The 25,051-nt window shown below is 71.0% G+C and carries 27 protein-coding genes; 12 read left to right on the top strand and 15 right to left on the bottom strand.

The features are described from left to right. Position 1 precedes the first annotated feature (1 nt). Complete coding sequence (locus tag ACFC1I_RS09850) at positions 2–1,447, bottom strand: cytochrome ubiquinol oxidase subunit I (protein WP_376008463.1); 1,446 nt, start codon at positions 1,445–1,447, stop codon at positions 2–4. Between the two features lie 230 nt (positions 1,448–1,677). On the opposite strand from ACFC1I_RS09850, the gene moaA reads away from it, so the two are divergent. Together moaA and fdhD are read left to right on the top strand one after the other, a co-directional pair. Further along, a complete protein-coding gene (gene moaA, locus ACFC1I_RS09845; protein ID WP_376008461.1) occupies positions 1,678–2,775 on the top strand; it encodes a GTP 3',8-cyclase MoaA in 1,098 nt (365 codons plus the stop codon). Between the two features lies 1 nt (position 2,776). Continuing rightward, positions 2,777–3,706: a formate dehydrogenase accessory sulfurtransferase FdhD gene (fdhD, locus tag ACFC1I_RS09840; RefSeq protein WP_376008459.1), complete on the top strand. Its 930-nt coding sequence runs from the start codon at positions 2,777–2,779 to the stop codon at positions 3,704–3,706. 13 nt (positions 3,707–3,719) lie between these two features. Here fdhD and ACFC1I_RS09835 read toward each other — a convergent pair whose 3' ends face one another. Together ACFC1I_RS09835 and ACFC1I_RS09830 are read right to left on the bottom strand one after the other, a co-directional pair. Beyond that, positions 3,720–4,328 (bottom strand): ArsR family transcriptional regulator, encoded by a 609-nt coding sequence (locus ACFC1I_RS09835; RefSeq protein ID WP_376008457.1) that lies wholly within the window; start codon positions 4,326–4,328, stop codon positions 3,720–3,722. A 57-nt stretch (positions 4,329–4,385) separates the two neighbouring features. Then, complete coding sequence (locus ACFC1I_RS09830; RefSeq protein ID WP_376008455.1) at positions 4,386–4,757, bottom strand: hypothetical protein; 372 nt, start codon at positions 4,755–4,757, stop codon at positions 4,386–4,388. 326 nt (positions 4,758–5,083) lie between these two features. On the opposite strand from ACFC1I_RS09830, the gene ACFC1I_RS09825 reads away from it, so the two are divergent. Next, the gene (locus ACFC1I_RS09825; RefSeq protein ID WP_376008453.1) at positions 5,084–6,511 is read left to right on the top strand and encodes an amidase; all 1,428 of its coding nucleotides are present in this window, start codon (positions 5,084–5,086) and stop codon (positions 6,509–6,511) included. Between the two features lie 59 nt (positions 6,512–6,570). On the opposite strand, the gene ACFC1I_RS09820 is transcribed toward ACFC1I_RS09825, so the two are convergent. Then, positions 6,571–6,792: a hypothetical protein gene (locus ACFC1I_RS09820; protein WP_376008451.1), complete on the bottom strand. Its 222-nt coding sequence runs from the start codon at positions 6,790–6,792 to the stop codon at positions 6,571–6,573. A gap of 138 nt (positions 6,793–6,930) precedes the next feature. Between ACFC1I_RS09820 and ACFC1I_RS09815 the strand changes: the two genes are divergently transcribed. Together ACFC1I_RS09815 and ACFC1I_RS09810 are read left to right on the top strand one after the other, a co-directional pair. Continuing rightward, positions 6,931–7,674, top strand: a complete 744-nt coding sequence (locus ACFC1I_RS09815; RefSeq protein ID WP_376008449.1) for a sulfurtransferase — start codon at positions 6,931–6,933, stop codon at positions 7,672–7,674. After that, positions 7,671–8,072 carry a DUF3054 domain-containing protein gene (locus ACFC1I_RS09810; protein WP_376008447.1) on the top strand — a complete coding sequence of 134 codons (402 nt, stop codon included), beginning with the start codon at positions 7,671–7,673 and terminating at the stop codon, positions 8,070–8,072. The genes ACFC1I_RS09815 and ACFC1I_RS09810 overlap by 4 nt, the downstream gene beginning before the upstream one ends. 19 nt (positions 8,073–8,091) lie before the next feature. Here the strand turns inward: ACFC1I_RS09810 and ACFC1I_RS09805 are convergent, their stop codons facing one another. From ACFC1I_RS09805 to ACFC1I_RS09785, 5 genes are all read right to left on the bottom strand, one after another. Further along, positions 8,092–9,513, bottom strand: coding sequence for a hypothetical protein (locus ACFC1I_RS09805; RefSeq protein WP_376008445.1), 1,422 nt, complete (start codon positions 9,511–9,513; stop codon positions 8,092–8,094). A 154-nt stretch (positions 9,514–9,667) separates the two neighbouring features. Continuing rightward, positions 9,668–10,585, bottom strand: a complete 918-nt coding sequence (locus ACFC1I_RS09800; RefSeq protein ID WP_376008444.1) for an ABC transporter substrate-binding protein — start codon at positions 10,583–10,585, stop codon at positions 9,668–9,670. Between the two features lie 28 nt (positions 10,586–10,613). Further along, positions 10,614–11,342, bottom strand: a complete 729-nt coding sequence (locus tag ACFC1I_RS09795) for an ABC transporter permease (protein ID WP_376008442.1) — start codon at positions 11,340–11,342, stop codon at positions 10,614–10,616. Beyond that, positions 11,339–12,010 (bottom strand): ABC transporter permease, encoded by a 672-nt coding sequence (locus tag ACFC1I_RS09790; RefSeq protein ID WP_376008439.1) that lies wholly within the window; start codon positions 12,008–12,010, stop codon positions 11,339–11,341. The genes ACFC1I_RS09795 and ACFC1I_RS09790 overlap by 4 nt, the downstream gene beginning before the upstream one ends. Beyond that, a complete protein-coding gene (locus tag ACFC1I_RS09785; RefSeq protein WP_376008437.1) occupies positions 12,007–12,834 on the bottom strand; it encodes an ABC transporter ATP-binding protein in 828 nt (275 codons plus the stop codon). Before ACFC1I_RS09785 ends, ACFC1I_RS09790 begins: the two co-directional genes overlap by 4 nt. 153 nt (positions 12,835–12,987) lie before the next feature. Between ACFC1I_RS09785 and ACFC1I_RS09780 the strand changes: the two genes are divergently transcribed. Further along, positions 12,988–14,406, top strand: a complete 1,419-nt coding sequence (locus ACFC1I_RS09780) for a dihydrolipoyl dehydrogenase family protein (protein WP_376008435.1) — start codon at positions 12,988–12,990, stop codon at positions 14,404–14,406. 6 nt (positions 14,407–14,412) lie between these two features. Here ACFC1I_RS09780 and ACFC1I_RS09775 read toward each other — a convergent pair whose 3' ends face one another. Beyond that, a complete protein-coding gene (locus tag ACFC1I_RS09775; protein ID WP_376008433.1) occupies positions 14,413–15,018 on the bottom strand; it encodes a flavodoxin family protein in 606 nt (201 codons plus the stop codon). A 137-nt stretch (positions 15,019–15,155) separates the two neighbouring features. Between ACFC1I_RS09775 and ACFC1I_RS09770 the strand changes: the two genes are divergently transcribed. The 3 genes from ACFC1I_RS09770 (at position 15,156) to ACFC1I_RS09760 (ending at position 18,157) form a co-directional block, all read left to right on the top strand. Continuing rightward, on the top strand, positions 15,156–15,650 hold the full coding sequence (locus tag ACFC1I_RS09770) for a DUF427 domain-containing protein (protein ID WP_376008431.1): 495 nt from the start codon (positions 15,156–15,158) through the stop codon (positions 15,648–15,650). Between the two features lie 127 nt (positions 15,651–15,777). After that, on the top strand, positions 15,778–16,335 hold the full coding sequence (locus ACFC1I_RS09765) for a PadR family transcriptional regulator (protein WP_376008429.1): 558 nt from the start codon (positions 15,778–15,780) through the stop codon (positions 16,333–16,335). Between the two features lie 121 nt (positions 16,336–16,456). Further along, positions 16,457–18,157, top strand: coding sequence for an ABC1 kinase family protein (locus ACFC1I_RS09760; protein WP_376008427.1), 1,701 nt, complete (start codon positions 16,457–16,459; stop codon positions 18,155–18,157). A 50-nt stretch (positions 18,158–18,207) separates the two neighbouring features. On the opposite strand, the gene ACFC1I_RS09755 is transcribed toward ACFC1I_RS09760, so the two are convergent. Further along, positions 18,208–18,750 (bottom strand): hypothetical protein, encoded by a 543-nt coding sequence (locus ACFC1I_RS09755; RefSeq protein WP_376008425.1) that lies wholly within the window; start codon positions 18,748–18,750, stop codon positions 18,208–18,210. A gap of 81 nt (positions 18,751–18,831) precedes the next feature. On the opposite strand from ACFC1I_RS09755, the gene ACFC1I_RS09750 reads away from it, so the two are divergent. From ACFC1I_RS09750 to ACFC1I_RS09740, 3 genes are all read left to right on the top strand, one after another. Beyond that, complete coding sequence (locus ACFC1I_RS09750; RefSeq protein WP_376008423.1) at positions 18,832–19,485, top strand: DUF1345 domain-containing protein; 654 nt, start codon at positions 18,832–18,834, stop codon at positions 19,483–19,485. A 70-nt stretch (positions 19,486–19,555) separates the two neighbouring features. Continuing rightward, complete coding sequence (gene gnd, locus ACFC1I_RS09745) at positions 19,556–20,644, top strand: phosphogluconate dehydrogenase (NAD(+)-dependent, decarboxylating) (protein ID WP_376008422.1); 1,089 nt, start codon at positions 19,556–19,558, stop codon at positions 20,642–20,644. After that, positions 20,641–21,261 (top strand): GyrI-like domain-containing protein, encoded by a 621-nt coding sequence (locus ACFC1I_RS09740; protein WP_376008421.1) that lies wholly within the window; start codon positions 20,641–20,643, stop codon positions 21,259–21,261. The genes gnd and ACFC1I_RS09740 overlap by 4 nt, the downstream gene beginning before the upstream one ends. Before the next feature lie 3 nt (positions 21,262–21,264). Here the strand turns inward: ACFC1I_RS09740 and ACFC1I_RS09735 are convergent, their stop codons facing one another. From ACFC1I_RS09735 to ACFC1I_RS09720, 4 genes are all read right to left on the bottom strand, one after another. Further along, positions 21,265–22,215 carry a hypothetical protein gene (locus ACFC1I_RS09735; RefSeq protein ID WP_376008420.1) on the bottom strand — a complete coding sequence of 317 codons (951 nt, stop codon included), beginning with the start codon at positions 22,213–22,215 and terminating at the stop codon, positions 21,265–21,267. 135 nt (positions 22,216–22,350) lie between these two features. After that, the gene (msrA, locus tag ACFC1I_RS09730; RefSeq protein ID WP_376008418.1) at positions 22,351–22,905 is read right to left on the bottom strand and encodes a peptide-methionine (S)-S-oxide reductase MsrA; all 555 of its coding nucleotides are present in this window, start codon (positions 22,903–22,905) and stop codon (positions 22,351–22,353) included. After that, complete coding sequence (msrB, locus tag ACFC1I_RS09725) at positions 22,902–23,369, bottom strand: peptide-methionine (R)-S-oxide reductase MsrB (protein ID WP_376008416.1); 468 nt, start codon at positions 23,367–23,369, stop codon at positions 22,902–22,904. The genes msrA and msrB overlap by 4 nt, the downstream gene beginning before the upstream one ends. Before the next feature lie 106 nt (positions 23,370–23,475). Continuing rightward, positions 23,476–24,978 (bottom strand): SulP family inorganic anion transporter, encoded by a 1,503-nt coding sequence (locus ACFC1I_RS09720; RefSeq protein ID WP_376008414.1) that lies wholly within the window; start codon positions 24,976–24,978, stop codon positions 23,476–23,478. Positions 24,979–25,051: the final 73 nt, after the last annotated feature.

Below are 25,051 nucleotides of genomic sequence, written 5' to 3'. Positions count from 1 at the left end.
CTTAGTAGACCGTCGTCGGGGTGTCTTCGACCGCCTGGGTGCGCGCATCCGGCGCCCCCGGCTCGGGGAGGGGTTCGGGACCCTTCTTGGTGGTCTTCAGGATGAGTCCGAACTCGACCACCGCCAGCGCCGCATAGATGAGTGTGAACGCGGTCAGCGAGATGAGCACGGTCCAGCCCGGCACCGAGGGTGAGACGCCGTCCTCGGTCAGCATGAGGCTGAACACGATCCAGGGCTGGCGGCCCATCTCGGTGAAGACCCAGCCCACGAGGATCGCGAGGAGGGAGGCCGGCCACGCCCAGATCGCCAGGCGCCAGGCCCACGCGGGCACGTCGCGCTTGGCCTTCTTGCGCGTGAGCCAGAGGCCGACGACCGCGACGAGCGCGGCGATGCCGCCGAGGCCGATCATCCAGCGGAACGCCCAGTACGTGACCCAGAGGATCGGCGCGAAGTTGCCGTCGACCTGGTCGGCGAACTGCGGGAACATCTCGGTCGTGTACTCGTGGTTCAGGTCGTTGATGCCCTCGACGCAGCCGGTGAACGAGTGCGTCGACAGGAGCGCCAGCAGATAGGGCACACGTATCGAGAACAGCTCGCTGGTCCCGTCGGGGGTGCCGAGCGTGAAGATCGAGAAGGAGGCGTCCGCGCCACAGGCGCTGTCGAACATCGCCTCGGCGGCCGCCATCTTCATCGGCTGGGTCGCCACCATGACGAGGCTGAGCTGGTCGCCCGAGATCGCGACACCGGCGAAGGCGGCGATGAGGCCCCACAGCCCGAACTTCAGCGACGAGCGCATCATGTCGATGTTCTGCTTGCGCAGCAGATGCCAGGCCGAGATCGAGACGATCACGCCCGCGGTCATCATGAAGGCGGCGAAGAGCGTGTGGGGAAGTGCGGCGAGTGCGACGGGGTTCGTGAGCACGGCCCAGAAGTCGGTCATCTCGGCGCGCGAGCCGTCCTCGGCCATCTTGAAGCCGACCGGGTTCTGCATGAACGCGTTGGCCGCGAGGATGAAGTACGCCGAGAACCACGCGCCGATCGTCGCGATCCAGATGCTCGCGAGGTGCAGGGCTCTGGGCAGCTTGTCCCAGCCGAAGATCCACAGGCCGATGAAGGTCGCCTCGAAGAAGAAGGCCATGAGGCCTTCGAAGGCGAGCGGGGCGCCGAAGACGTCGCCGACGAAGCGGGAGTACGACGACCAGTTCATGCCGAACTGGAACTCCTGCACGATGCCGGTGACGACACCCATCGCGAAATTGATCAAGAAGATCTTGCCGAAGAATCGGACCAAGTGGAGCCACTTCACGTTCCCGGTGCGGAACCAGGCGGTCTGGAAGATCGCGACGGTCAGCGCCATGCCCAGCGTGAGGGGCACGAAGAGGAAGTGGTACAGCGTCGTGAGGCCGAACTGCCAGCGCGCCAGCAGCAGAGGGTCCAGCAGATCCACGATGCGATTCTCCGATCGTTCCGGACTGGGTCTGATCACCGTAGCATGTGGTCAGACCACACGGGGAGACATGCCCCCAGCGGGCGCCCCGTGCACCCAGAGTCCCAGGATTCCGCGGCGGCGGCGAGCCCCGCCGCCGTGAATAATGCGGCCGCGGCGGCGCCCGTCGTCCCCGGCGCGACTACCCTCGGAAGCATGGCGAGCCGGGCACAGCGATCGGAGCCGGGAGCGTGAGCGCGATCCCGGTCACGATCGGGCGACGGATGCCTCTGCCCACGGCATCCGCGGATCTCGGCGCGTTCGAGGTCGAGGCGGCGAGGGCGTCGATCGGCGCCCCGCTCGTCGACACACACGGACGCGTGCACCGCGACCTGCGGATCTCGCTCACCGACCGGTGCTCGCTGCGGTGCACGTACTGCATGCCGGAGCAGGGCAACGAGTGGCTCGCGAAGACGAGCATCCTGACGCTGGACGAGATCGTCCGCATCGCGCGGGTGGCCGCCACGGACGGCATCACGACGTTCCGGCTCACCGGTGGTGAGCCGCTGCTGCGCACCGACATCGTCGAGGTCGTCCGCCGGCTCTCGGCGATCACGGGTCCGGACGGTCGTCCCGTTGAGATCGCGATGACCACCAACGGCATCCGGCTGCCCGAGCTGCTTCCAGCCTTGGTCGACGCGGGGCTCGACCGGCTCAACATCTCCATCGACACGCTGCGTCGCGACCGGTTCCACGCGCTGACCCGCCGCGACCGCCTCGACGATGTGCTCGACGGGATCGCGGCGGCCGCAGCATCCGCTCTCCGTCCTCTCAAGCTCAATGCGGTGGCGATGCGCGACGTCAACGACGACGAGCTCGTCGACCTGGTGGAGTTCGCGATCGCGCACGACGCGCAGATGCGCTTCATCGAGCAGATGCCGCTGGACGCCGGCCACACGTGGGACCGCTCGCGGATGGTGACGCAGGACGAGATCCTCGCCGCGCTGTCGGCGCACTGGACGCTCACCCCGGTGCCCGGCCGCGGCGGCGCCCCCGCGGCACGGTGGACCCTCGACGGCGGCCCGCACTCGGTGGGCGTGATCGCGTCGGTGACGGCGCCGTTCTGCGGCGACTGCGATCGGCTGCGGCTCACCGCCGACGGGCAGCTGCGCAACTGCCTGTTCTCGACCACCGAGTACGACCTGCTGCCGATCCTCCGCGCGGGCGGCGACGACGGAGAGATCGACGGGATGCTGCGCTCCTGCGTCCGCGGAAAGCTCCCGGGACACGCGATCAACGACCCGTCGTTCCTGCAGCCCGCGCGCGGCATGAACGCGATCGGCGGCTGACATGGGCCGCATCACCGCGCGCGCACCCGTCACCCGCATCGCCCTGAACGACGGCGACGTCGCGGTGCGCCGCCGCGCCGACACGCTCGTGGTGGAGGAGCCGCTCGAGATCCGCATCGCCGGCGACGCGCTCACCGTCACGATGCGCACGCCCGGCAACGACCTCGAGCTCGCGGCCGGCTTCCTGGTGTCGGAGGGCGTGATCTCGGCCGCCGGAGACCTCCGTTCGGCGATCCACTGCGGCGGGCCGGGCACGGGCTCGGTCGCGCCGACCCCCCTGCTGTCGATCGGCGTCGGCCCCGCGCCGGCGGCGTCTCCGGCGGTGCCGGCGTCTTCCGAGAACACGTACAACGTGCTCGATATCGCGCTCGCCCCCGAGCTCGCGCCGCTCGTGACCGACATCACCCGCAACTTCTACACAACGAGCTCGTGCGGTGTGTGCGGCACCGCGTCGATCGAGGCGATCGAGAAGCAGTCGCGCTACGACGTCGGGACGGATGCCGCGGCCGTCGGTGCGACGCTGCTCACGGGTCTTCCCGACGCGCTGCGCGCGGGGCAGACGGTGTTCGACAAGACCGGAGGCCTGCACGCCGCCGCGCTGTTCGACGCCGCATCCGGCGAGCTGCTCGTGCTGCGCGAGGACGTCGGCCGTCACAACGCCGTCGACAAGGTGATCGGCTGGGCGGTGCTGGAGGACCGGCTGCCGCTCAGCGGCACCGTGCTGCAGGTCTCGGGCCGCGCGAGCTTCGAGCTCGTGCAGAAGGCCGTGATGGCCGGCATCCCGATCCTGTCCGCCGTCTCGGCGCCGTCGTCGCTGGCCGTCGAGCTGGCCGCGGCCTCGGGGCTCACGCTCGTCGGATTCGTGCGCGGGTCGTCGATGAATGTGTACTCGCGCCCCGACCGGGTGCGGGTCGCGGCCGCGGTGCGCTGAGCTCTGCGGCGAGTCAGCCCCGGGTGGTGGCCAGCTGCACGACGCACTGCGTCGGGTCGCAGGACGGTGCGATCCCCTCCACGCGCAACGGCCCGCCGGCCTGCGCCAGCACGCTGTCCATGAGTCCGACGTGCACGTCGCACAGCACGCCGCGATGCTCGGCGGCGGGCACGTGCGGGCAGGGCGTCAGGTCGATCGTGAGGTCGCGCTCGTCGACGAGCGGGTCGAAGCCGGCGTCGCCGAGGTCCTCGACGAGTGCGTCGAGCTGGTGCAGCGCGTCGGCGCCGAGCTCGGCATCCGAGTCGGATCCGTACACGCGGCGCAGCAGATCACCGCGCCGCGCCGCCTCCTCCGCCCGGCGGACGGCGACGGGACTCGAGGCGTCCTCCGAGCCGGTCGCCGCGGAGTAGAGCACCCGCGGGCGCCCGCGCGTCGTGCGGCGCTCGGTCTCGGCGATCACGTAGCCCGCGTCGATGAGGCGCTGCACGTGCTCGCGCACGGTGTTGGCGTGGAGGCCCGTCGCTTCGACGAGCTCGGAGATCGCCCGCTGCGGGCGGTCCTGCAGGAGGTGCATGATCTCGACGCGGGAGTAGCTCGAGATCGCGCTGTACCCGGTGGTCATGGTCCCATTATCGCGGGACGCCATGACGACCGGACGCGCGGGGTCACCCGCGCCGGGTCAGAACAGCTGGCCGAAGATGAGGATGGCGATGAAGAAGACGGCGACGATGCCGACGATGATCGCGAGGGTGCGACCCGAGAGCTTGGCGACGCCCCAGCCCACCAGCACGGGGATGGCGAACAGGAACAGCGCCACGATCCACCAGAACGCCGAGTAGGCGCCGCTCGTGGCCTCCTCGAGGCGGCCGCCGAACAGCGACTGCGTCGCCGGGTGCGTCGCGAAGCGCACCGCGATCGAGATGGGGACCGCGACGAACACGAAGACCACGAGTCCGATGAGCCAGCCCCAGAGGGTCGAGCTTCCGCCGCCCGCGAGGACGCCGCCGTGGAGCTCGGGTTCGGGCTTCTGCTGCTGCTTGCCTGATGCCATGGGCATGACTCTAGTGGCGCGGCGTGGCGCGGCATCGCACGATTCGCACCATTTCGATCCGCACATGGCGCTGCCCGCCGGCGGGGACGGGCGGACAGCGTCGGGGCGCCAGGGAGAACCGCCACTGGGGGAGCGATCTCCGCGCTCACCATCCACGAGCGTCGTCCGTCAGGGGGTGGTCCTTCGGGCGCGGCGATCGCGGGGTCTGAGAAGAAGGTACGCCTGCACGCGGTCAGCGCAAGGGGGGATTGCCTGTACGTCTCCTGAGTGCTAGGCGCCCACGCCGAACGGCGCGGATCGCGTGCTCGTGGTGGGATGGGAGCGACATGAGCCAGCCGCCGCCTCTCCCCGCTTCCGCTTCCGCGTCCGCTGCCGCGATCGCCGCTGCCGTCCGGGCCCGGGAGGTGTCCGCGCAGGAGGTCGTCGACGAGCATCTCGCCCGCATCGCCCGGGTCGATCCGACGCTCAACGCGCTCACCGTCGTCTTCCCCGACCGCGCCAGGGCGGCCGCCGCCGAGGTGGATGCCGCGCTCGCCGCGGGGCGCGACCCCGGGCCCCTCGCGGGCGTGCCGATCTCGGTGAAGGAGAACATCGACCTCACCTGGTCGGCCACCACGAACGGCTGGCGCGGGCTCGCCGACGCGGTGCCCGCACGTGACGCCACGATCGTGCGGCGTCTGCGGCAGGCGGGTGCCGTGCCGGTCGCGCGCGGCAACATGCCCGACTTCGGCATGCGATGGGACACCGACAACGACGTGTTCGGCCGCACCCTCAACCCGTGGAACCGCGAGCGCAGTGCGGGCGGCTCCAGCGGCGGCGACGCGGTCGCGGTGGCGACAGGCATGAGCGCCATCGGCCTCGGCAACGACTTCGGCGGCTCGCTCCGCCTTCCCGCGTATGCGGCGGGCGTGGTCGGCCTCCGCCCGTCGCGGGGCCTTGTCCCGCGTGCGGCGGTGCAGGGGCAGCCGGTCGCGCTCACGCTCCAGCAGTTCTCCGTGAACGGGCCCATGGCGCGGCGCGTCGACGACGTCGCACTCGCCCTCCAGGTGATCCAGGGATGGGATGCTGACGACCCCGTGTCGCTCGCCGCGCCCGTGGTGCGCCTTGACGGGCTGCCGCGACGGATCGGGGTCGTGCGCGACCTCGCCGGCCTGGAGCTGGATCCGGAGGTGGCCGCCGGGATCGACCGGGCCGCAGCATCCGTCAGCCGTGCCGGGTGGGAGGTCGTCGACGTCGAGGTCCCGCTCATCGAGGAGGCGGCCGTGCTGTGGCGGCGGCTGTCGTGCACCGACATGCTGATCTCGCTCGACCCCGCGGCGCTGGGTCAGCCCCTCGGGCGGTCGGCCACGGCCTTCCTCCGCGACAGCACCGCGGCGGCGCGCCCGTACGAGACGGCGCGCGAGTACGCGGAGGCGTGGGCGCGCCGGGCCGCGCTCGCGGCCGAGTGGCGACGGCTGCTGGTGGAGGTGCCGGTGCTGCTCGGCCCGGTGTCGGTCGCGCGCATGCGGGAGATCGACTACGACCTCGGCGGGCAGGAGGCCGCGGACCGTGCGTGGCGCGACCTGTGGCTGACCGTCGTCGTGAACTTCCTCGGGCTGCCGGCGCTGGCGCTGCCCACCGGCCTCGGCGCCGACGGCATGCCCACCGGCGTGCAGCTCATCGGCCCCGCGTTCGGCGAGCAGCTGCTGTTCGACGCGGGGCGTGCGATCGAGGCGGCGGTTCCGGGGCTGGGGCCGATTCCATCGCTCGGCTGAGCGGGCTCGGTGGCGCGGACCCGTCGCTGCGCAGCCCCGCCTGCCTGAGCGGTACCGCGCTACGGGAGCGGGGTCTCCGGCGGCTGCGGGAACGACGGCTCCTCGGGGTGCGGCGCGAGCGGCTCTTCGGGCCACGGCGCCGACGGCTCCTCCGGCGGCGGCGGAATGCTGGGCCCGGGACCGGGGTCCGGGCTTCCAGGACCGGGTGAACCGGGTCCTCCCGGCATCTCGCCCGGCGGGTTCTGGTCCGGCAGCGGCTCGGGGACGGTGGGATCGGTCATGGCATCTCCTGGGGCGGATCGTGGGGTGCGCTGCGCACCCCTTCACGTGCTCTCAGCGTGCGGCAGGCAGCACGACCGCGGGGAGGGCCTTGACCGTGCCCGGCGAAGGCATTACGCCGGGCTCCGTAGGCTGGAGGCGTGGCATCCGTTCTCAACATCTCGGCGTACCTGTTCACGCGCATCGACGACACCGGGCAGCTGCGCCCGCTGCTGCGCGAGCGCGCGGTCGCTGCGGGACTGAAGGGCACGATCCTGCTCGCCGAAGAGGGGATCAACCTGTTCCTCGCGGGCGACGCCGACGCCGTGCGCGGCTTCATCGACGACCTGCGCAGCGACGAGCGCTTCGCCGCGCTCACCACCAAGGAGAGCTGGTCGGACGACCAGCCCTTCGGCAAGATGCTCGTCAAGGTCAAGCGCGAGATCATCCGCATGGACCACCCCACCATCCGCCCCGAAGGCAACCGCGCGCCCGCCGTCGCGCCCGCGACGCTGCGGCGCTGGCTCGACAACGGGCGCGATGACGACGGCCGCGAGGTCGTGCTGCTCGACACCCGCAACGCGTTCGAGGTCGACTACGGCGCGTTCGACGGCGCAGTGGATTGGCGCATCGAGCGTTTCACGCAGTTCCCGGATGCTGCGGCCGCCGCCGCGTCCGACCTCGAGGGCAAGACCGTGGTGAGCTATTGCACCGGCGGCATCCGCTGCGAGAAGGCCGCCATCTACCTGCGCGAGGCGGGCGTCGACGCCTACCAGCTGGACGGCGGCATCCTCGGCTACTTCGAGCACGTGGGCGGCGCCCACTGGAGCGGCGACTGCTTCGTGTTCGACGAGCGCGAGGCGCTCACACCGGGGCTCGCCCCGCGTACGGGGGTGCTCGCGTGAGTGCGCCGGAGCCGGCGTTCGACGCCCGCTCGGGCGGGCGGGTCGCCGTGTGGATCGCCCTCGCGGTCGACGTCGTGCTGGTGACCGCATTCGCTGCGATCGGCCGCGCCAGTCATGACTCCGACGTCTGGACCGGTCTCTGGCAGACGGCGTGGCCGTTCCTCGCCGCGCTCGGCATCGGCTGGCTCGTGACCCGTGCGTGGCGCGCGCCCGCGGCGCCGGTGCGCACCGGCCTGGGCGTCTGGGCGATCACCGTCGCCGGGGGGATGCTGCTGCGCTGGGTCTCGGGTCAGGGAACGGCGCTCGCGTTCATCATGGTGGCGTCGCTGACGCTGCTGCTCGCACTGGTGGGGTGGCGCCTCATCGTCGCGATCGTGCGACGCGTGCGCCGGCGCTGAGCGCGCTCAACCCGGCCCCTCACCGGTGCGCGAATGCCTCGAACGTCGCATCGGCGGGAAGCTCGGCGAACCACGCTTCGAACGGCACCGGTGTGCCGTCTCCCGGCACGGTCTCGAGGTAGGCGGTGCTGACCGCCACGATGCCGCCACCGGCGTCGCGCGCGATCACCGTGACGGCCACATTCCGCTGGTCGTCGGCGAACCGTCCGCGCACGCTTCCGGTCACCGTCCCGGGCGAGGTGTCGGTCGACGTGCCGGCGCCGCCATCGGGCGCACCGGTGACGGCCTCCACGGTGAACGAGCCCGTCTCAGTGGCGGGCGCGAGCGTCGCCGTCGACGCCTCAGGCACCCTCACGTCGATGCGGTCGATCACTCTGCCGCCCTCGACGGTGACGTAGCCGATGATCGCGGTCCTGCCGGAGAGGACTGTCGTGTAGGTCGTGCCCGAACCGAGGAGCGCCCCGTCGTCGGCGAACGCCTGGGCGTCGAGGAACGCGTCGAAGACGTAGTCGGCATTCGGGTTGTCGACGACGACGACATACCACCACATGTCGCCGTAATCCTGTCCGAAGGCGGTCTCGGCCACCGTGAGCTGCACGGGCGGCGCGAACTCCACGCCCGGGTCCGGCTGCCCATCGGTGCCCGGCGCCGTGATGCCCGGCGCGGTGTAGTCGTCGTACGAGCCGTCGCGCGTGCCCGGGTCGGCGTCGTCGCCCGAGGAGCCGCTCCACGATCCGAAGATCCAGGCGACCGCGACGACGACGGACAGGAGGCCGCCGAGGAGCGAGAGGATGAGCGCCCCGGCGCCAAAACCCTTCCCGCCTTGGTTCTTGCTGATGAGCGCGACGAGAGAGAGCACGAACGCGGCGAACAGGAGCAGCGGGGACAGCCATCCAGCGCCCGACGAGGCCAGGCCGGCGCCGACGAGGAGCACGATCACGCCGACGCCGGCGAGGACCAGCGCGGTGATGGCCACACCCTTGGGCCGGACCGCTCGGACGCCCGGCACGGGGTACGGCGCTGCCGGCGCAGCGGAGGCCGTGCCTCCCGTCGCGGGGTAGGGCGCAGTTCCGGGTGCACCCGATATCGGTGCGGCGGCGTCCCGCGCGTAGGGCGGAAGTGTCTGGCCGGCTCCGTGCGAGGCGGTGCCGGGCACCGCGTAGCCGCTCGGTGCCGCGTAGCGGCGCGGGGCGCCGTGCGCCACAGGCTCGGGCTCGACGTCGCCGGGCCCGGGCGCCGCGTAGGCGGGGACCGCGTAGCGCGGGGCGTCGAGGTCGGGCGCGCGGTAGGGCTGCGGCGCTGGTGCGGCACCCGGCGCGTCGTTCGCCGCCGGAGCGGCGGGGGCGGCGGGTGTTGCCGGGTCGGCGGGGGCGGCGGGTGTCGCTGGGTCGGCGGACGTCGCCGGGGCGGCGGGGTCGCTCGGAGTCAGGGGATCGGACATGAGGCTCCTGTTCTCGGTCTCCCGGGTGCCCAACCTAGCGAAGGGACGCACGCGAGTGCCGCCGGGCGCGCGTGCGGAGGCGCCGACACGAACGCAGCGCCTCCTGCGCAGCCCTCAACTGGGCGGCGCAGGAGGCGCTGTGCGCGACGTGGGGTCAGCTCAGGTCGTTGTCGGCGAGCCAGTCCTCGGCGATGTCTTCCGGCGACCGCTGGTCGACCGTCGACTCGACATTGAGGGCGACGAGGCCCTCGGGCGTGAGCGCGGCGCTCACGGCGTTGATGACGTCGGCGATCTCGTCGGCGATGTCGGCGTTCACCACGGGAACGACGTTCGACGCGAGGAAGAGACCCTTCGGATCGTCGAGCGTGACGAGGTCGTCGGTCTTGATGCGCGGGTCGGCGCTGTACACGTTTGCCACCTGGATGTTGCCGGCGACCAGCTCGTCGACGGTGGTGTCGGCGGTCGGACTGAAGGTGACGTTCACGCCGTAGAGGTCCTTGAGGCCCGTGGGCCCGTAAGGGCGCTCCTCGAGTTCGGGCGCGCCACCCAGCACGAGGCCGTCGATGCCGGCGAGGTCGGCGATCGAGGTGAGGTCGTTCTCCTCGGCGAACGCGGCGGTGACGTTGTACGAATCCTGATCGGTCGCCGGGGACTGGTCGAGGACGGTCAGGCCGTCGGGCAGCGCGTCCTTCAGCGCCGCGTACACGTCGTCGGACGTGGTGGCGGTGGTGTCCGGTTCGAAGAACTGCAGGAGATTGCCGGTGTACTCGGGGAACAGGTCGATCGATCCGTCCTCGAGCGAGGGCATGTACGTGTCGCGCTGTCCGATGTTGAACTGGCGCTCCACCGTGAAGCCGGCGCCCTCGAGCGCCTGTGCGTAGATCTCGGCGATGATCTCGTTCGAGTAGTACGCCTGCGAGCCGATGACGATCGTGGACGACGACGCGGTGTCGCCGCCGTCCGCAGTGCTGCCGCTGTCGAGCGGGTTGCTCGAGGCGCAGCCCGCGAGGGCGAGGGCGGCGACGGCTGTTCCGGCAAGGGCCGCCAGCAGGCGGGTTCGTGCTGTGGACATTTCGTACCTCCGGTGTGGTGGTGAGGGATCAGGGGGAGACCTGCAGGGCGCGGACCGCGTCGGTGATGTCGACCCGTGCCGATCGGCGGCGGGGGCCGTCGATGCGCGGCACGGCGAAACGGGCGAGCAGGGCGAACACTCCGTCGAGCACGAGGGCGAGCGCGACGATGACGATGGACGCGCCGAGGATCTCCGAGAAGTCGCGCAGATTGAGGCCCTGGATCAGGTAGAAGCCCAGGCCGCCCAGACCCACGTATGCGGCGATGGTCACGGTGGCCACCACCTGGAGAGTCGCGGAGCGGAATCCGCCGATGAGGAGCGAAAGGCCGAGAGGCATCTCGATCCGGAACAGGATCTGCCACTCGGTCATTCCCATCGCGCGTCCCGCGTCGATCACCGCCCGGTCGATCGACTCGACTCCCGCGTACGCCCCGGCGAGGATCGACGGGATCGCCAGGACGACGAACACCGTCACGGCGGCCTCGGTCTTGAGGTTGACGCCGAAGAGCATGACCAGCAGCACGACGAGGCCGAGGGCGGGAAGCGCGCGGGCCGCCCCCGACAGGAACACGGCGATCTCGCGCCCCTTCCCGGTGTGCCCGATCAGCCAGCCGATCGGCACCGCGATCACCGCCGCGATCGCCACGGATCCGAACGTGAACGCGACGTGCTGCGCGATCGCCACCGGAAGCGGCAGCGTGCCGGTCAGCCGCGCGGGCGAGAAGATCCACGCGAACGCGTCGAACAGGTAGTTCATGCGGTCACCGCCCGTGATCGGGTGGTGCGGAGCGGAGCCGCCCGCCGGGTCCACGGCATCAGCGCCCGCCCCGCCAGCATCAGCAGCGCGTCGACGATCACGGCGATGAGCACGACGGCGACGACGCCCGCGAAGACCTCGGCGATGATGCGGCGCTGAGAGCCGTTCGTGAACAGATAGCCGAGGTTCTGCACGCCGATCAGCGCACCCACCGTGGCCAGCGAGATCGTCGACATGGCGGTCACCCGCAGGCCGGCGAGCACGACCGGGCCGGAGAGGGGGAAGTCGACCTTCCAGAATCGCCGCCACGGCCCGAACCCGACCGCGACGGCCGCCGAGCGCGTCGACGAGTCCACCGACGCGAGCCCGTCGGTGACGGATCTGGTCATGATCGCCACGGCGTAGATCGTCAGGGCGACGATGAGGTTGGTCTCGGAGAGCAGCGGCACGCCGAACAGGGAGATGAGCGGGAACAGGGCGAACGACGGGATCGTGAACAGCAGTCCGACGACCGTGAGCACCGTGCCGCGCAGCGGCGTGTACCGGAACGCGAGCCACCCGAGCGGCACCGACAGCACGAATCCCGCCGCGATGGCGATGGCGCTCTGGCGCAGGTGGTTCAGCGTCAGCGCCCAGATCAGGTCGAGGTTGTCGGCGACCCAGTTCACGGCGCCTGCTCCTCCACGAGCACCCCCTGGGTGCGGCCGGCAGCGTCGACGAGCACGGTGCCATGCGCGGTGGGCTTGGCGCGCAGCGCGCGCGAGCCGCGCTCGACGCCGATGAAGTCCGCGACGAAGTCGCTCGCCGGGTTCTCGATGATCTCGCTCGGGCTGCCGATCTGGGCGATGCGCGCGCCCTTCTCGAGGATCACCACCTGGTCGCCGAGCAGGAACGCCTCGTCGATGTCGTGGGTGACGAAGACGATCGTCTTGTCGAGCTCTTCCTGCAGCCGGAGCGTCTCGGTCTGCAGTTCCCGGCGCACGATGGGGTCGACCGCGCCGAACGGCTCGTCCATCAGCAGGATGTTGGGGTCGACCGCGAGAGCGCGCGCGACGCCCACGCGCTGCTGCTGGCCGCCCGACAGCTGGCTCGGGTAGCGCGTGGCGAACCCGCGCTCGAGGCCGACGACGTCCATGAGCTCGAGCGCGCGCTCGCGCGCCTTCGCCTTCGGAACGCCGTTCAGCACCGGGACCGTCGCGATGTTGTCGACGACGGAGAAGTGCGGGAGCAGGCCGGCGTTCTGCAGCACGTACCCGATGCCCCGGCGCAGGGTCACGGGGTCGCGTTCCGAGATCGGCTCGTCGTCGATCGTGATGACGCCGCCGGTCGGATCCACGAGACGGTTGATCATGCGCAGCAGCGTCGTCTTGCCGCTGCCGGAAGAGCCGACGAGCACCGTCGTCTTGCGCGCCGGGATGAGCACGCTGAAGTCCTCGACGGCGGCCGTGCCATCGGGATAACGCTTCGAGACCCCGCGGAATTCGATCGACATGCTGCCCTTTCGGCCGGGGTTCCCAGATAACCACAGGCCGCGGACATGGCGGCGGAGGCTGGACAGACGCCGTGACGTGCGCCATCCTTCCGTCTGCGCGTGCCGCGGGCAACCGCTTCGCCCGTGTCGGCTCACCCCGCTACGGTGGGGCGCATGACTGCGCGGGAGTACGACCTCATCGTGATCGGTGGCGGACCGGTCGGCGAGAACGTCGCCGACCGGGCCATGCAGGGCGGCCTGTCGGTCGTCGTGGTCGAGAGCGAGCTCGTCGGCGGCGAGTGCTCGTGCTGGGCGTGCATCCCGTCGAAGGCGATGCTGCGCGCGGGCGCCGCGGTGCAGGCTGCGCTCCGGGTGAAGGGCGCCGCGGAGGCCGTGACCGGCACCGTCGACGTCGCGAGGACGCTGGTGCGCCGCGACGAGCTCGTGCACAACTGGGACGACACGTCGCAGGTCGAGTGGCTGCAGGGCGCGGGCATCGACCTCGTCCGCGGTCACGGGCGGCTCACGGGCGAGCGCGAGGTCGCCGTCACAGGGTCCGACGGCGCCGAGACCCGTCTCGTCGCCCGCCACGCCGTCGTCGTGTCCACCGGTTCGGCAGCGCTCCTGCCCGACATCCCGGGACTGCGCGAGGTCGAGCCGTGGACGAGCCGGGAGGCGACGGGCGTGCACGACGTGCCGGCATCCCTCGCGATCCTCGGCGGCGGCACCGTCGGCAGCGAGATGGCGACGCTCTACACGTCGTTCGGGTGCGCCGTGACAGTGATCGCCCGCTCCGGGCTGCTGCGCGGCGTCGAGCCGTTCGCCGGCGAGGCCGTCGAGAAGGCGCTGAGGGATGCCGGGGCCACCGTCAAGACCGGCGTCGAGGTCGAACGGGTCTCGCGCGACGACGACGGCGACGTGGTGCTCACACTGACGGATGGCTCCGAGGTGCGGGCCGCCCAGGTGCTGGTCGCGACGGGCCGGGTGCCGCGCACCGAAGATCTGGGGCTCGAGACGGTCGGGCTCGAGCCCGGTTCCTGGCTCGACGTCGACGACACGCTGCGCGTACGCGGGGTGGACTGGCTGTACGCCGTCGGCGACGTCAACCACCGCGCGCTGCTCACCCACCAGGGCAAGTACCAGGGCCGCGCCGCGGGCGACGTCATCGCCGCACGCGCGAAGGCGGCCGAGGTCGACGACGCGCCGTGGGGCCGGCACGTCGCGACCGCCGACCACTCGGCGGTGCCGCAGGTGGTCTTCACGGATCCCGAGATCGCGGCGGTCGGTCACACCGAGAAGTCCGCGCGCGCGGCGGGTCTCAGCATCCGGGTCATCGATTACGACCTCTACTGGATCGCGGGCGCGAGCGAGGTTGCCGACGACTATCAGGGTCAGGCGCGGGCGATCGTCGACGAGGAGCGGCGCGTGCTAGTCGGCGCGACGTTCGTCGGACAGGACGTCGGCGAGATGCTGCACGCGGCCACGATCGCGATCGTCGGCGAGGTGCCGATCGAGCGGCTCTGGCATGCGGTGCCGTCGTATCCGACCATCAGCGAGGTGTGGCTGCGGTGGCTCGAGGAGTACGGCCGCTGACGCGCCCTACTGCGGCGCCGGGTAGGGACGCTCGGTGAGGAGCTTCGCCAGGTGCGCCGCGTTGCGGGCGAGCGTAGCGGTCGTCGTGGCGACCTTCTCGGGCGTCGACGGCAGATCCTTGTAGTCGGTCTTCTGCATCGCCTCGCCGTTCCAGTACACGCCGCCCTGCGACGGGATGCTGAAGCCGACGTCGCCGAGCGCCTGATACGCGTCGGCGGTGATGGCGTGGGCGCCGTCCTCGTTGCCGACGACGACGGTCACGGCGACCTTGCCGGCGAGGATCGCGCGGCCCTCGTCGTCGGTCTCGGCCAGTTCGGCATCGAGCCGTTCGAGCACGCGCTGCGCGACGCTCGACATGTGACCCATCCAGGTCGGCGTCGCGAAGACGAGGATGTCGCTCGACATCACCTTGTCGCGGATCCGCGGCCACTCGTCGCCGTCGCCCATGTCGGCCTCGACGCCGGGTCTCACATCGAAGTCGACGACGCGCACCTGCTCGCCGGTGACGTCGTGCTCTGCGAGCGCATCGAGCACCTGCTGCGCGAGCAGCTCGCTGCTCGAGGCGGCCGGGGACGGCTTGAGGGTGCAGTTGAGTGCCAGTGCGCGGAGCATGGGGATTCCTTTCGCTTCTCCGGGCACGCTACGGACGCGATCGATCGCGGGCGCGGGGGTTGACACGAGGTGCGGAGGATGCCCGGAGCGTCGCGAGGTACCCTGGCCCCGCACCGTCGCCCCCGAGGAGGTCCGTGATGCGACCCGAGCCGCTGCCCGTCGGCCCTGGCCAGGAATCGGTCTGGGACTACCCGCGCCCACCGCGTCTCGAGCGGGTCGCGCGCCGGGTGCGGATCCGGCTGGGCGGCGAGGTGATCGTCGACACCGACGACGTCGTCCGCGTGCTCGAGACGAGCCACCCGCCGGTCTACTACCTGCCCATCCCGGCATTCGCCGACGGAGCGCTCACGCCGGGCGAGGGGTCGTCGTTCTGCGAGTTCAAAGGCGGCGCCGCCTACTTCGATGTGAGCGGTGGCGAACAGGTGCGCCCGCGTGCGGCGTGGACGTACCCGCGTCCGGCCGCGGGGTTCGAACAGCTCGCCGGGCGGGTCGCGGTGTACCCGCGCGAGATGGACGGCTGCACGGTCGACGGCGTGGAGGTCGTGGCGCAGCCCGGGCGCTTCTACGGCGGCTGGATCACCCCCGACATCGTCGGCCCGTTCAAGGGGGAGTCGGGTTCACTCGGCTGGTGACGGCGACAGGATGCTGCAGCATCCCGTTTCCGGATTCGCACAGCGAACGCTCAGGCCCATCCCTTGTTCACCGATATATCGGTAGGTATCGTCAGGGTGTCGGCACACACTCGTTCGGGAGGTCGTCATGAGCGGTTCATTCCAGGGATTCGGTCCGCGTCCGTCGGGGCAGGGCTCGGGGCTTCCGAGCAGCTTCTGGGACGCGATGGACCAGTTGAAAGACACATTCGAGCGCAGCTTCTCGCCGCGCGTCGCCAAGGGCGATGTGCGAGCGGCGGTGCTCGCGATCCTCGCCGAGAAGCCCATGCACGGGTACCAGATCATCCAGGAGATCGAGGAGCGCAGCGACGGCGCGTGGAAGCCGAGCCCCGGCTCGGTGTACCCGACGCTCCAGCTGCTCGCCGACGAGGGTCTCGTCGCCGCCGAGGAGTCCAACGGCAAGAAGACGTACTCGCTCACCGAGGCGGGTCGCGCCGAGGCGGCGGCCGCCGAAGGGCAGTCGGCACCGTGGGAGGCGGCCGGGTCGCGTGACTCGGGTCGCGCCGCGCTGCCGAAGGCCGGGGCGAAGCTCGCCCAGGCGGCCGCGACGGTCGGCCGCAGCGGCACGCCCGAGCAGGTGGCCAAGGCCGTCGAAGTGCTCGACGACGCGCGGCGTAAGCTCTACTCGATCCTGGCTGAGGACTGACGGCCGGCGTGCCGGCAGACGGCGTCGGCCCGAGTCCGCGGGTTCGGCGGGGCGCACGATCCCGGGCGACCGGGATCGCCGGCACCCCTAACCGCTGAACAGCACCGTCCGAGGAGCTTCGATGGCCGACGTCGGGAACCCGCGCGCCCGCTACCGCCGGATCCTGCGCTTCGCCGGCCGCTACATCGTGCAGGCCTGGTGGTTCGAGCTGGTGCTGCCGCGGTTCGGCTTCGGCCGGCTCGCCGCACGCGGGCGCACCAAGCGCCTTCAGAACATCGCCCGCCGGTTCCACGTGCTCGCCGTGCAGTACGGCGGGCTCATGATCAAGGTCGGCCAGTTCCTCTCGTCGCGGCTCGACGTTCTCCCGCCCGAGATCACGAAAGAGCTCGAGGGCCTTCAGGACGAGGTCCCGCCCGTCGCCTTCCGCGCGATACGCGCGCTCGCCGAGGCCGAGCTGGGCGTCCCCCTCGGCCGCGCGTTCGAGTGGGTCGACGAGACACCCGTGGCCGCAGCATCCCTCGGTCAAGCGCACCGCGCACGGCTCACCGCGGCCGACGCGGCGCAGACCGGGTTCGCCGACGTCGTCGTCAAGGTGCAGCGGCCGGGGATCGAGGAGATCGTCGACGTCGACCTGGCGGCACTGCGCCGCGTGGCCGGCTGGCTCACTCGCGTGCGGATCGTGCGCGATCATGTCGACCTGCCCGCCCTGGTGGAGGAGTTCGCGCACACCAGCCGTCAGGAGATCGACTACCTGCACGAGGCGCAGAGCGCGGAGCGGTTCGCCGCGGACTTCGCCGGCGACCCTCGCGTGACGGTCCCCGAGACCGCGTGGGAGCGCACGACGCGGCGCGTGCTGACGCTCGCCGACGTCACCGCCATCAAGATCAACGACGTCGAGGGATTGCGGGCCGCGGGCATCGACCCCGCCGAGGTCGCCGTCGAGTTCGCGAATGTGATGTTCGACCAGCTGTTCCTGCGCGGCTTCTTCCACGCCGATCCTCATCCCGGCAACATCTTCGTGACCCCGGTCACGCGCGCCGCCGGCGACACCCGGCACCCGTGGACCCTCACTTTCATCGACTTCGGCATGATGGGCGAGGTCCCCGACAACCTGCGTCACAACCTGCAGCGGCTGATGATCGCCGTCGCATCGCGCAACAGCGCGCAGATGATCGAGAGCATCCGTGCCGTCGGCGTGCTCCTGCCGTCGGCCGACACCGTCGAGCTCGAGCGCGCGATGACCGCGCTGTTCGCGCGCTTCGGCGGCATGGGGTTCGCGGAGCTGCAAGAGGTCGACCCTCGCGAGTTCCGCCAGTTCGCCAAGGAGTTCGGCGACGTGATGCGGTCGCTGCCGTTCCAGCTGCCCGAGAACTTCCTGCTGATCATCCGCGCGGTCTCGCTCACGAGCGGCATGTGCAGCTCGCTCGACCCCTCGTTCAACGTGTGGGACGCCGTCGAGCCGTACGCCGCGCGCCTGCTGCGCGACGAGCGCGGCAACGCCGCGAAGGCGTTCGCGCAGGAGGCGGCCTCCACCGCCGGCGTCATGGCACGGCTGCCGCGCCGCCTCGACGACATGGTCACGCGCATCGAGGACGGACGCCTCGTCGCCGACGTGCCCAAGCTCGACCGGTGGCTGCGCCGTCTCGAGCGCCTGATCCGGCGGGTCGTGGCGGCCGTGCTGTTCGCAGGTCTGCTGATCAGCGGGTCGGTGCTGCGCGCCGAAGACCTGACGATCGGCACCGTGCTGATGATCGGCTCGCTCGTGCCGCTGCTGTACGCCCTGTTCGCGGGGTTCTCCGGCCGGCGCGGCCCGCACGACTGACGACGCGTCTTCCGTCGGGACGTCGGCGGACGGATGCTGCGTCCCGCGCCTCAGGAGCCGCCGAGGTCCGCGATCGCTGCCTCGACCTGCGCGAGGCGGTGCGCCGGCTCGCCGCTCACTTCGAGCACCCGGGCGCCGCCGACGAGGTCGGGGTCTTCCGTGAGCTCGAGCAGCGCGTCGTCCATGGCCTCGCGCAGCTCCGGGTCCTCGTCGTCCGGCGCGTGGATGTCCCGGCTGAGCGGGAGCACGACGAGCAGATCGACGTGCGCCATCGCCGCGACGGTCAGTTCGAGGGCACGGATGCTGCGGCCGCCGCGGGACGGCCGGCCCAGCGCGTCGAGAGCGGCGAGGTAGGCCAGGAAGTCGAGCGGCCCTCGCTCGGCGACGACGCGGGCGCCCCGCTCGACCTCGAGGAGCCGGCGGGCCGAGATCCCGAGCTGGGCGAGGAAGAGCCCGGCGTCGGGCTCGTCGCCCGCCCCGTCGATGAGCTCGTACGGGTCGGGCAGGACCTCGAACTCGGGGTGCATCGCCGAGAAATCGCCGATGAGGGTGCTCTTCCCGCTCGCGTGGGTGCCTGAGACGACGATCCGCATGATCGGAGCATAGGGGTGCTGCGCGTCCTGCCCGGCGGGCGGTCACCCGCTACGGTGGCACGCAGGAACTCGTCCTCGGGGGTGCGTGTGGTCTGGGCGGTGATCGTGCGGGTCGCGGACCTGCTGGTGCAGCTGGGGCTGATCTGGCTCGGCCTGCGCATGTTCGTCTCGGACGACGAATCCGTCACCTTCGACGCGCTCATCGCGTGGTGCACGCTCGGCGGCCTCTACTGGCTCGCGTCCGTGATCGCGGTCGGCACGAGCGTCAGGCGCTCGCGGACCGCCGCTCCGCGATGGATCGGACGCTTCGACGCGCACCCGGTGGTCGCGGCGATCAGCGTGACGGCGACCTTCCTCGCCAGCATCGTCGGTCTCATCGCGGCGACCGAGCTCCTCGCCCTCCGCAACGACCCCGACTGGGCGAGCTGGGTCGAGCCGGTGGGCGTGGTCGCGATGCTGCTGTCATGGGCGCTGTTCCACTGGGGCTTCTCGCGCATCTACGACCGCAGATACCGGACCTCCGACACGCCGCCGCTGATCTTCCCCGGCACGGAGAGCCCGAGGCTGGCTGACTTCGTGTACTTCTCGTTCACGAACGCGACCAACTTCTCGGTGTCGGACGTGCAGGTGGTGACGACGCGGATGCGGTGGACCGTCGTCTGGCACACGACCACGAGCTTCTTCCTCAATGCGCTCATCATCGTGCTGGCGTTCAGCACGATCATCAACGCGTGAGCACGGCTCTCTAGACTGCCAGCACGGGCGCCCGCGGGGTGCTCACCCACACACGAGCGGAGGAGCGGCGATGCAACTGGGAATGGTGGGTCTCGGCCGGATGGGCGGCAACATCGTGCGGCGCCTCATGCGCGACGGGCACGAGTGCGTCGTGTACGACGTGAGCCCGGACGCGGTGTCCGCGCTCGCGGGCGAGGGCGCCGTCGGGTCCGACGGCCTCGCCGATCTCGTGTCGAAGCTCGAGGCGCCGCGGGCGGTGTGGCTCATGATCCCCGCCGGGCTGACCGGCAAGGTCGTCGACGAGGTCGCCGCGCTGCTCGAGCCCGGCGACGTCATCATCGACGGCGGGAACTCGAACTACCGCGACGACGTGAGGCGCGCGGCCGCGCTGCAGGACAGCGGCATCCACTACGTCGATGTCGGCACGAGCGGCGGCGTCTTCGGCCTCGAGCGCGGGTACTGCCTGATGGTCGGCGGGCCGGACGAGGCGTTCGCGCTCATCGAGCCGATCCTGCGGACGATCGCCCCGGGCAGCGGCGAGGTCGGGCGCACGCCCGGACGCGACGGCGACTTCGCCCCGGAGGAGCTCGGGTACCTGCACTGCGGCCCGTCCGGTGCGGGCCACTTCGTGAAGATGGTGCACAACGGCATCGAGTACGGCGTGATGGCGGCACTCGCCGAGGGCCTCAACATCCTCGAGCACGCGGATGCCGGGGTCCAGGAGGCCGAGCACTCTGCCGAGGTCGCCCCGCTCGAGGAGCCCGAGTTCTACCAGTTCACGATCGACACCCCGAAGGTCGCGGAGCTGTGGCGTCGCGGGTCGGTGATCTCGTCATGGCTGCTCGACCTGACCGCGGCCGCACTCCAGGGCAATCCCACACTCGACGGGCTCGCGGGGCGCGTCTCGGACTCGGGCGAGGGGCGTTGGACGGTCAAGGCAGCGGTCGACACGGGCGTTCCGGCGCCGGTGCTCGCGGCATCCCTGTTCGAGCGGTTCGCGTCGCGCGGCGAGGACCACTTCGCCAACCAGGTGCTCTCGGCGATGCGGCTGCAGTTCGGCGGCCACCAGGAGCTTCCCGCCGGCGACGTGCTCGAGGCGGGCTCGCGCAAGTCGGAGTCGTCGAGCGGCGGTCAGTCCCAGACCGACGGCGCCTCGTGACCAAGGTCGACCTGAAGAAGTCGATCGCGGCCTACACGGCGCCGCGGGGGTCGTTCGAGATCGTCGACGTTCCGCCGATGCGCTACCTCATGGTCGACGGTCACGGCGACCCGAACACGTCGCAGGAGTACGGCGACGCCGTGGCCGCGGTGTTCGGGGTGGCGTACAAGCTCAAGTTCCTGAGCAAGGCCGAGCTCGGCCGCGACTACGTCGTCATGCCGCTGGAAGGGCTCTGGTGGGCGGACGACATGACGAGCTTCACGTCCCAGCGTGACAAGTCGCGCTGGAGCTGGACGATGATGAGCCTGGTCCCGGAGTGGCTCGACGGCGGGCACTTCGAGCGTGCGCGGGAGACCGCAGGCGTGAAGGGCGCGTCACCCGCGCTCGGCCGACTCCGCCTCGAGGAGCTGGCAGAGGGGCGATCCGTGCAGACGCTCCACGTCGGGTCGTACGATGACGAGGCGCCCGTGCTCGCTGAGATGCACGAGCAGTTCATCCCCGAGGCAGGCCTGCGGATGCGCGGGCGGCACCACGAGATCTACCTCGCCGACCCTCGCCGCACCGCCCCCGAGAAGCTCCGCACGATCCTGCGCCAGCCGGTCGAGCCCGCGGGCTGACGCTCACGTGGCCGGCGGCTTCTGCGCGTCCGGTGTGCTGCCCTGTGCCGTGTGGCCGTGCGCGGCGTCCGCCGTGCTGCCCGGACCGCGCGAGATGAGGTTCGTCGCCCAGCGCTCGTTGAACCCCGCCAGGAAGCCGACGGCGCCCCAGAAGAACCAGCTCGCGACGTGATCGTCGGGAACGGTGAAGATGCCCGACAGCAGGCCGCTCTTCAGGAAGAACACGACGGCCGCGGCGAAGAACCAGCCGAGGAAGATGCGGTAGATCGCCGCGCCCCGTGCGGCCGACTCGATGGTGAGGTTGTGCATGCGGTGCATGCGCAGCATGACGCTGACACACGCGCCCGCGGCGCCCGCGCCGACGGCCACCAGCACGTCGCGGAGAGCCTCGCTCTGGTCGACGGGCATCGGTCCGTGTCGCCACAGCGTGATGACGGCAGCACCGCCCGCGCCGATGACGACGAGCAGGAAGAAGGTCATCGTGACCCCGCCGAGCAGGCCTCGCGCGTAGCGGCGGCGGGCGATCTCGCCCTCCCGGCGCTCGAGGAAGTCCGTCGCGTAGCTGATGCGGCCGTCCAGGGCCGTCATCTCGGCGGCGTGAGGGCCGGGGGAGTCGAACCCGATCGCGGCGATCCGCACGGCTTCGTGGACGAGTTCGTCGAGCGTCGCGACGTCTTCGCCGCGCAGGACGAAACGGCCGCGCAGGATGATCTCGTCCAGCTTCCCGAACTCCTGCGGAGCGGTGGAGGCGACGAGCAAGGCCGCCTTCTGGAATTGCGCGTCGTCCACGTGGAGGAGCCCGATCGGCTTCTTCCGCGAGGTCGCTCGCTTGCGTGCCGCCGCGCGTCCGCGCGCCGCATCGCGCATCCGTGCGATCTCGACGGTGAGCCACGACCTGCGCTCGGGGGCCTTGATACCGACGGTCCCGGGCGTCGGCAGCGTCGCATCAGCCACGATCGCCCTCCCTTCGCCTCGCGGCGCGGGGTGCGCCGCATGCTGAGAGGAGGGGGCGCACGCCGGGGGTGATACCCCGGCGGACGAACGGATGCCGCGACCCGGCCGGGTCGCGGCATCCGTTTCTCGTCTGTCTTACGCCGTCGCGTCGGCGCGCTTGGGGAGCACCCAGCCCGCTCGCGGGAAGTGGCAGGTGTACCCGTTGGGATACGTGATCAGGTAGTCCTGGTGCTCGGGCTCGGCCTCCCAGAACGGGCCCTCGGGCTCGATCGTGGTGACGGCCTTGCCCGGCCAGAGGCCCGACGCATCGACGTCGGCGATGGTGTCGCGCGCGACCTGGGCCTGCTCGGGGGAGAGCGGGAAGATCGCGGAGCGGTAGCTCGAGCCGATGTCGTTGCCCTGGCGGTCCTTGGTGGACGGGTCGTGGATCTGGAAGAAGAACGCCAGGATGTCGCGGTACGTGGTCTCGGCGGGGTCGAAGACGATCTCGACCGCCTCGGCGTGACCGGGGTGCTTGCGGTACGTCGCGTGGGCGTTCTCGCCACCGGTGTAGCCGACACGGGTGTCGAGCACGCCGGGCTGGCGGCGGATGAGGTCCTCCATGCCCCAGAAACAGCCGCCGGCGAGGACTGCCGTCTCGGTGCCGGGGGTGCGGGTGATCTCGCCGGTGTCGAAGGGACCGCTGGTCATGATGCGTGCTCCTGGTTCTCGGTGGTGAAGAGGTGTCGGTAGGCTCCGTAGCCCTCGTCCTCGAGGGACGAAGCGGGCACGAAGCGCAGTGCGGCGGAGTTCATGCAGTATCTCAGGCCGCCGTCCTGCCGGGGGCCGTCGGGGAAGACGTGACCCAGGTGGCTGTCGGCGCCCGACGAGCGCACCTCGGTGCGCGGCAGCAGGAGCTTCCAGTCCTTCTTGGTCGACACGGCGTCGCTCTCGATGGGCTTGGTGAAGCTCGGCCATCCGGTTCCGCTGTCGTACTTGTCGGTCGACGAGAAGAGCGGCTGGCCCGAGACGACGTCGACGTAGATGCCCGGCTCGTGGTTGTTCCAGTACGCGTTGCGGAAGGCGGGCTCGGTGCCGTCCTCCTGGGTCACGCGGTACTGGTTGTCGGTGAGGCGGCTCAGCGCCTCGGGGGTCTTGCGGTACTCGTTGCTCACGATTCCTCCAGTTCGACGCGGCTGGCTGCGGCGTCATAGAGGAAGAACGGATGGCTCGCGGGTTTTGGTCCCGCGAACCTGGGAGCGAGCCGTGAGTTCTGAGGGTTCAGGCGGAGCCGAGCTCGCCACTGAGGCGGCCGTGGAAGCGGGCCGCCGCATCCGTCATCCCGTGCAGCTCCACCGTCGTGCCGCGGGCCTCGTACTTCGTGACGATGGCGTCGAGGGCGGCCACGGTCGAGGCGTCCCAGACGTGGGTGCGCGAGAGGTCGATCACGACGTGCGGCGGGTCGGCGGCGTACTCGAACTGCGTGGTGAGGTCGTTGCTCGAGGCGAAGAAGAGCTCGCCGTCCACGCGGTAGCGGGCGGTGTCGCCCTTGACCTCGCGCGTCACGGTGGTGAAGTGCGCGACGCGGCGCGCGAACAGCACCATCGCGGCGAGCACCCCGAGGATCACGCCGATGGCGAGGTTGTGGGTCCAGACCGTGGCGACGACCGTCACGAGCATCACGAGCGTCTCGCTGACCGGCATGCGCTTGAGCGTCGACGGACGGATGCTGTGCCAGTCGAACGTCATGAACGACACCACGATCATCACGGCGACGAGCGCCGCCATCGGGATGAGCCCCACGATGTCGCCCAGGGCGACGACCAGCACGAGCACCCACACTCCGGCGAGGAACGTCGAGATGCGGGTGCGGCCGCCCGACGTCTTCACGTTGATCATCGTCTGGCCGATCATGGCGCAGCCGCCGGTGCCGCCGAAGAAGGCCGAGGCGATGTTGGCGACGCCGAGTCCCCATGCCTCGCGGGTCTTGCGCGAGTGGGTGTCGGTGATGTCGTCGACGAGCTTCGCGGTCATCAGCGACTCGAGCAGGCCCACGAGCGCGGCGGCGAACGCGTACGGCATGACGATCTGGAGCGTCTCCCACGTGAGGGGCACGTTCGGGATGAGGAGCTCGGGAAGGCTGCGGGGGAGTTCGCCCTGGTCGGCGACGTTCGGCACCGCCGAGAGGCCGAATGTCACCACGACCACCGTCAGCACCACGATCGCGATGAGCGGTGCGGGGACGGCGCGCGTGATCCGCGGCCACACCAGCAGGATGCCGAGCCCGACGGCGACGAGCACGTACACCGCCCACGGCACGTCGACGAGCTGCGGCAGCTGCGACAGGAAGATGAGGATCGCGAGGGAGTTGACGAAGCCGACCATGACGCTGCGCGGGATGAACCGCAGGAGCCGGGCGACGCCGAGCACCGCCATCAGCACCTGCAGCACGCCCGCGAGGGCGATCGTGACGATGAGGTAGTCCGCCCCGTACTCGCGCGCGACGGGCGCGATGACGAGCGCCACCGCGCCCGCGGCGGCGGTGATCATCGCCGGACGCCCGCCGGTGAACGCGATGACGACCGCGAGCACGAACGACGAGAACAGTCCCACCCGCGGATCCACGCCCGCGACCACCGAGAACGCGATGGCCTCGGGGATCAGCGCGAGCGCCGTGACGAGCCCGGCGATCACCTCGCGCGTGAGGAGACGAGGTCGGCGCAGCGCCTGCAGCACGGTCGGCTCGATGCGGTAGCGATCAGCGGTTCCGGTGGCGGTCGACACGGGTGCTCCTCGTTTTTCGCGCGCGCCGGTGCGCCCGCAGGGGGAGGAAGGGGGATGGATGCCGCGACCCGCG

It is taken from the genome of Microbacterium sp. NPDC056044 (assembly GCF_042267145.1).
Classification (GTDB): domain Bacteria; phylum Actinomycetota; class Actinomycetes; order Actinomycetales; family Microbacteriaceae; genus Microbacterium.
Note: the sequence above shows the minus strand (reverse complement) of the source record. Positions and strands in the feature narration are given on the sequence as shown.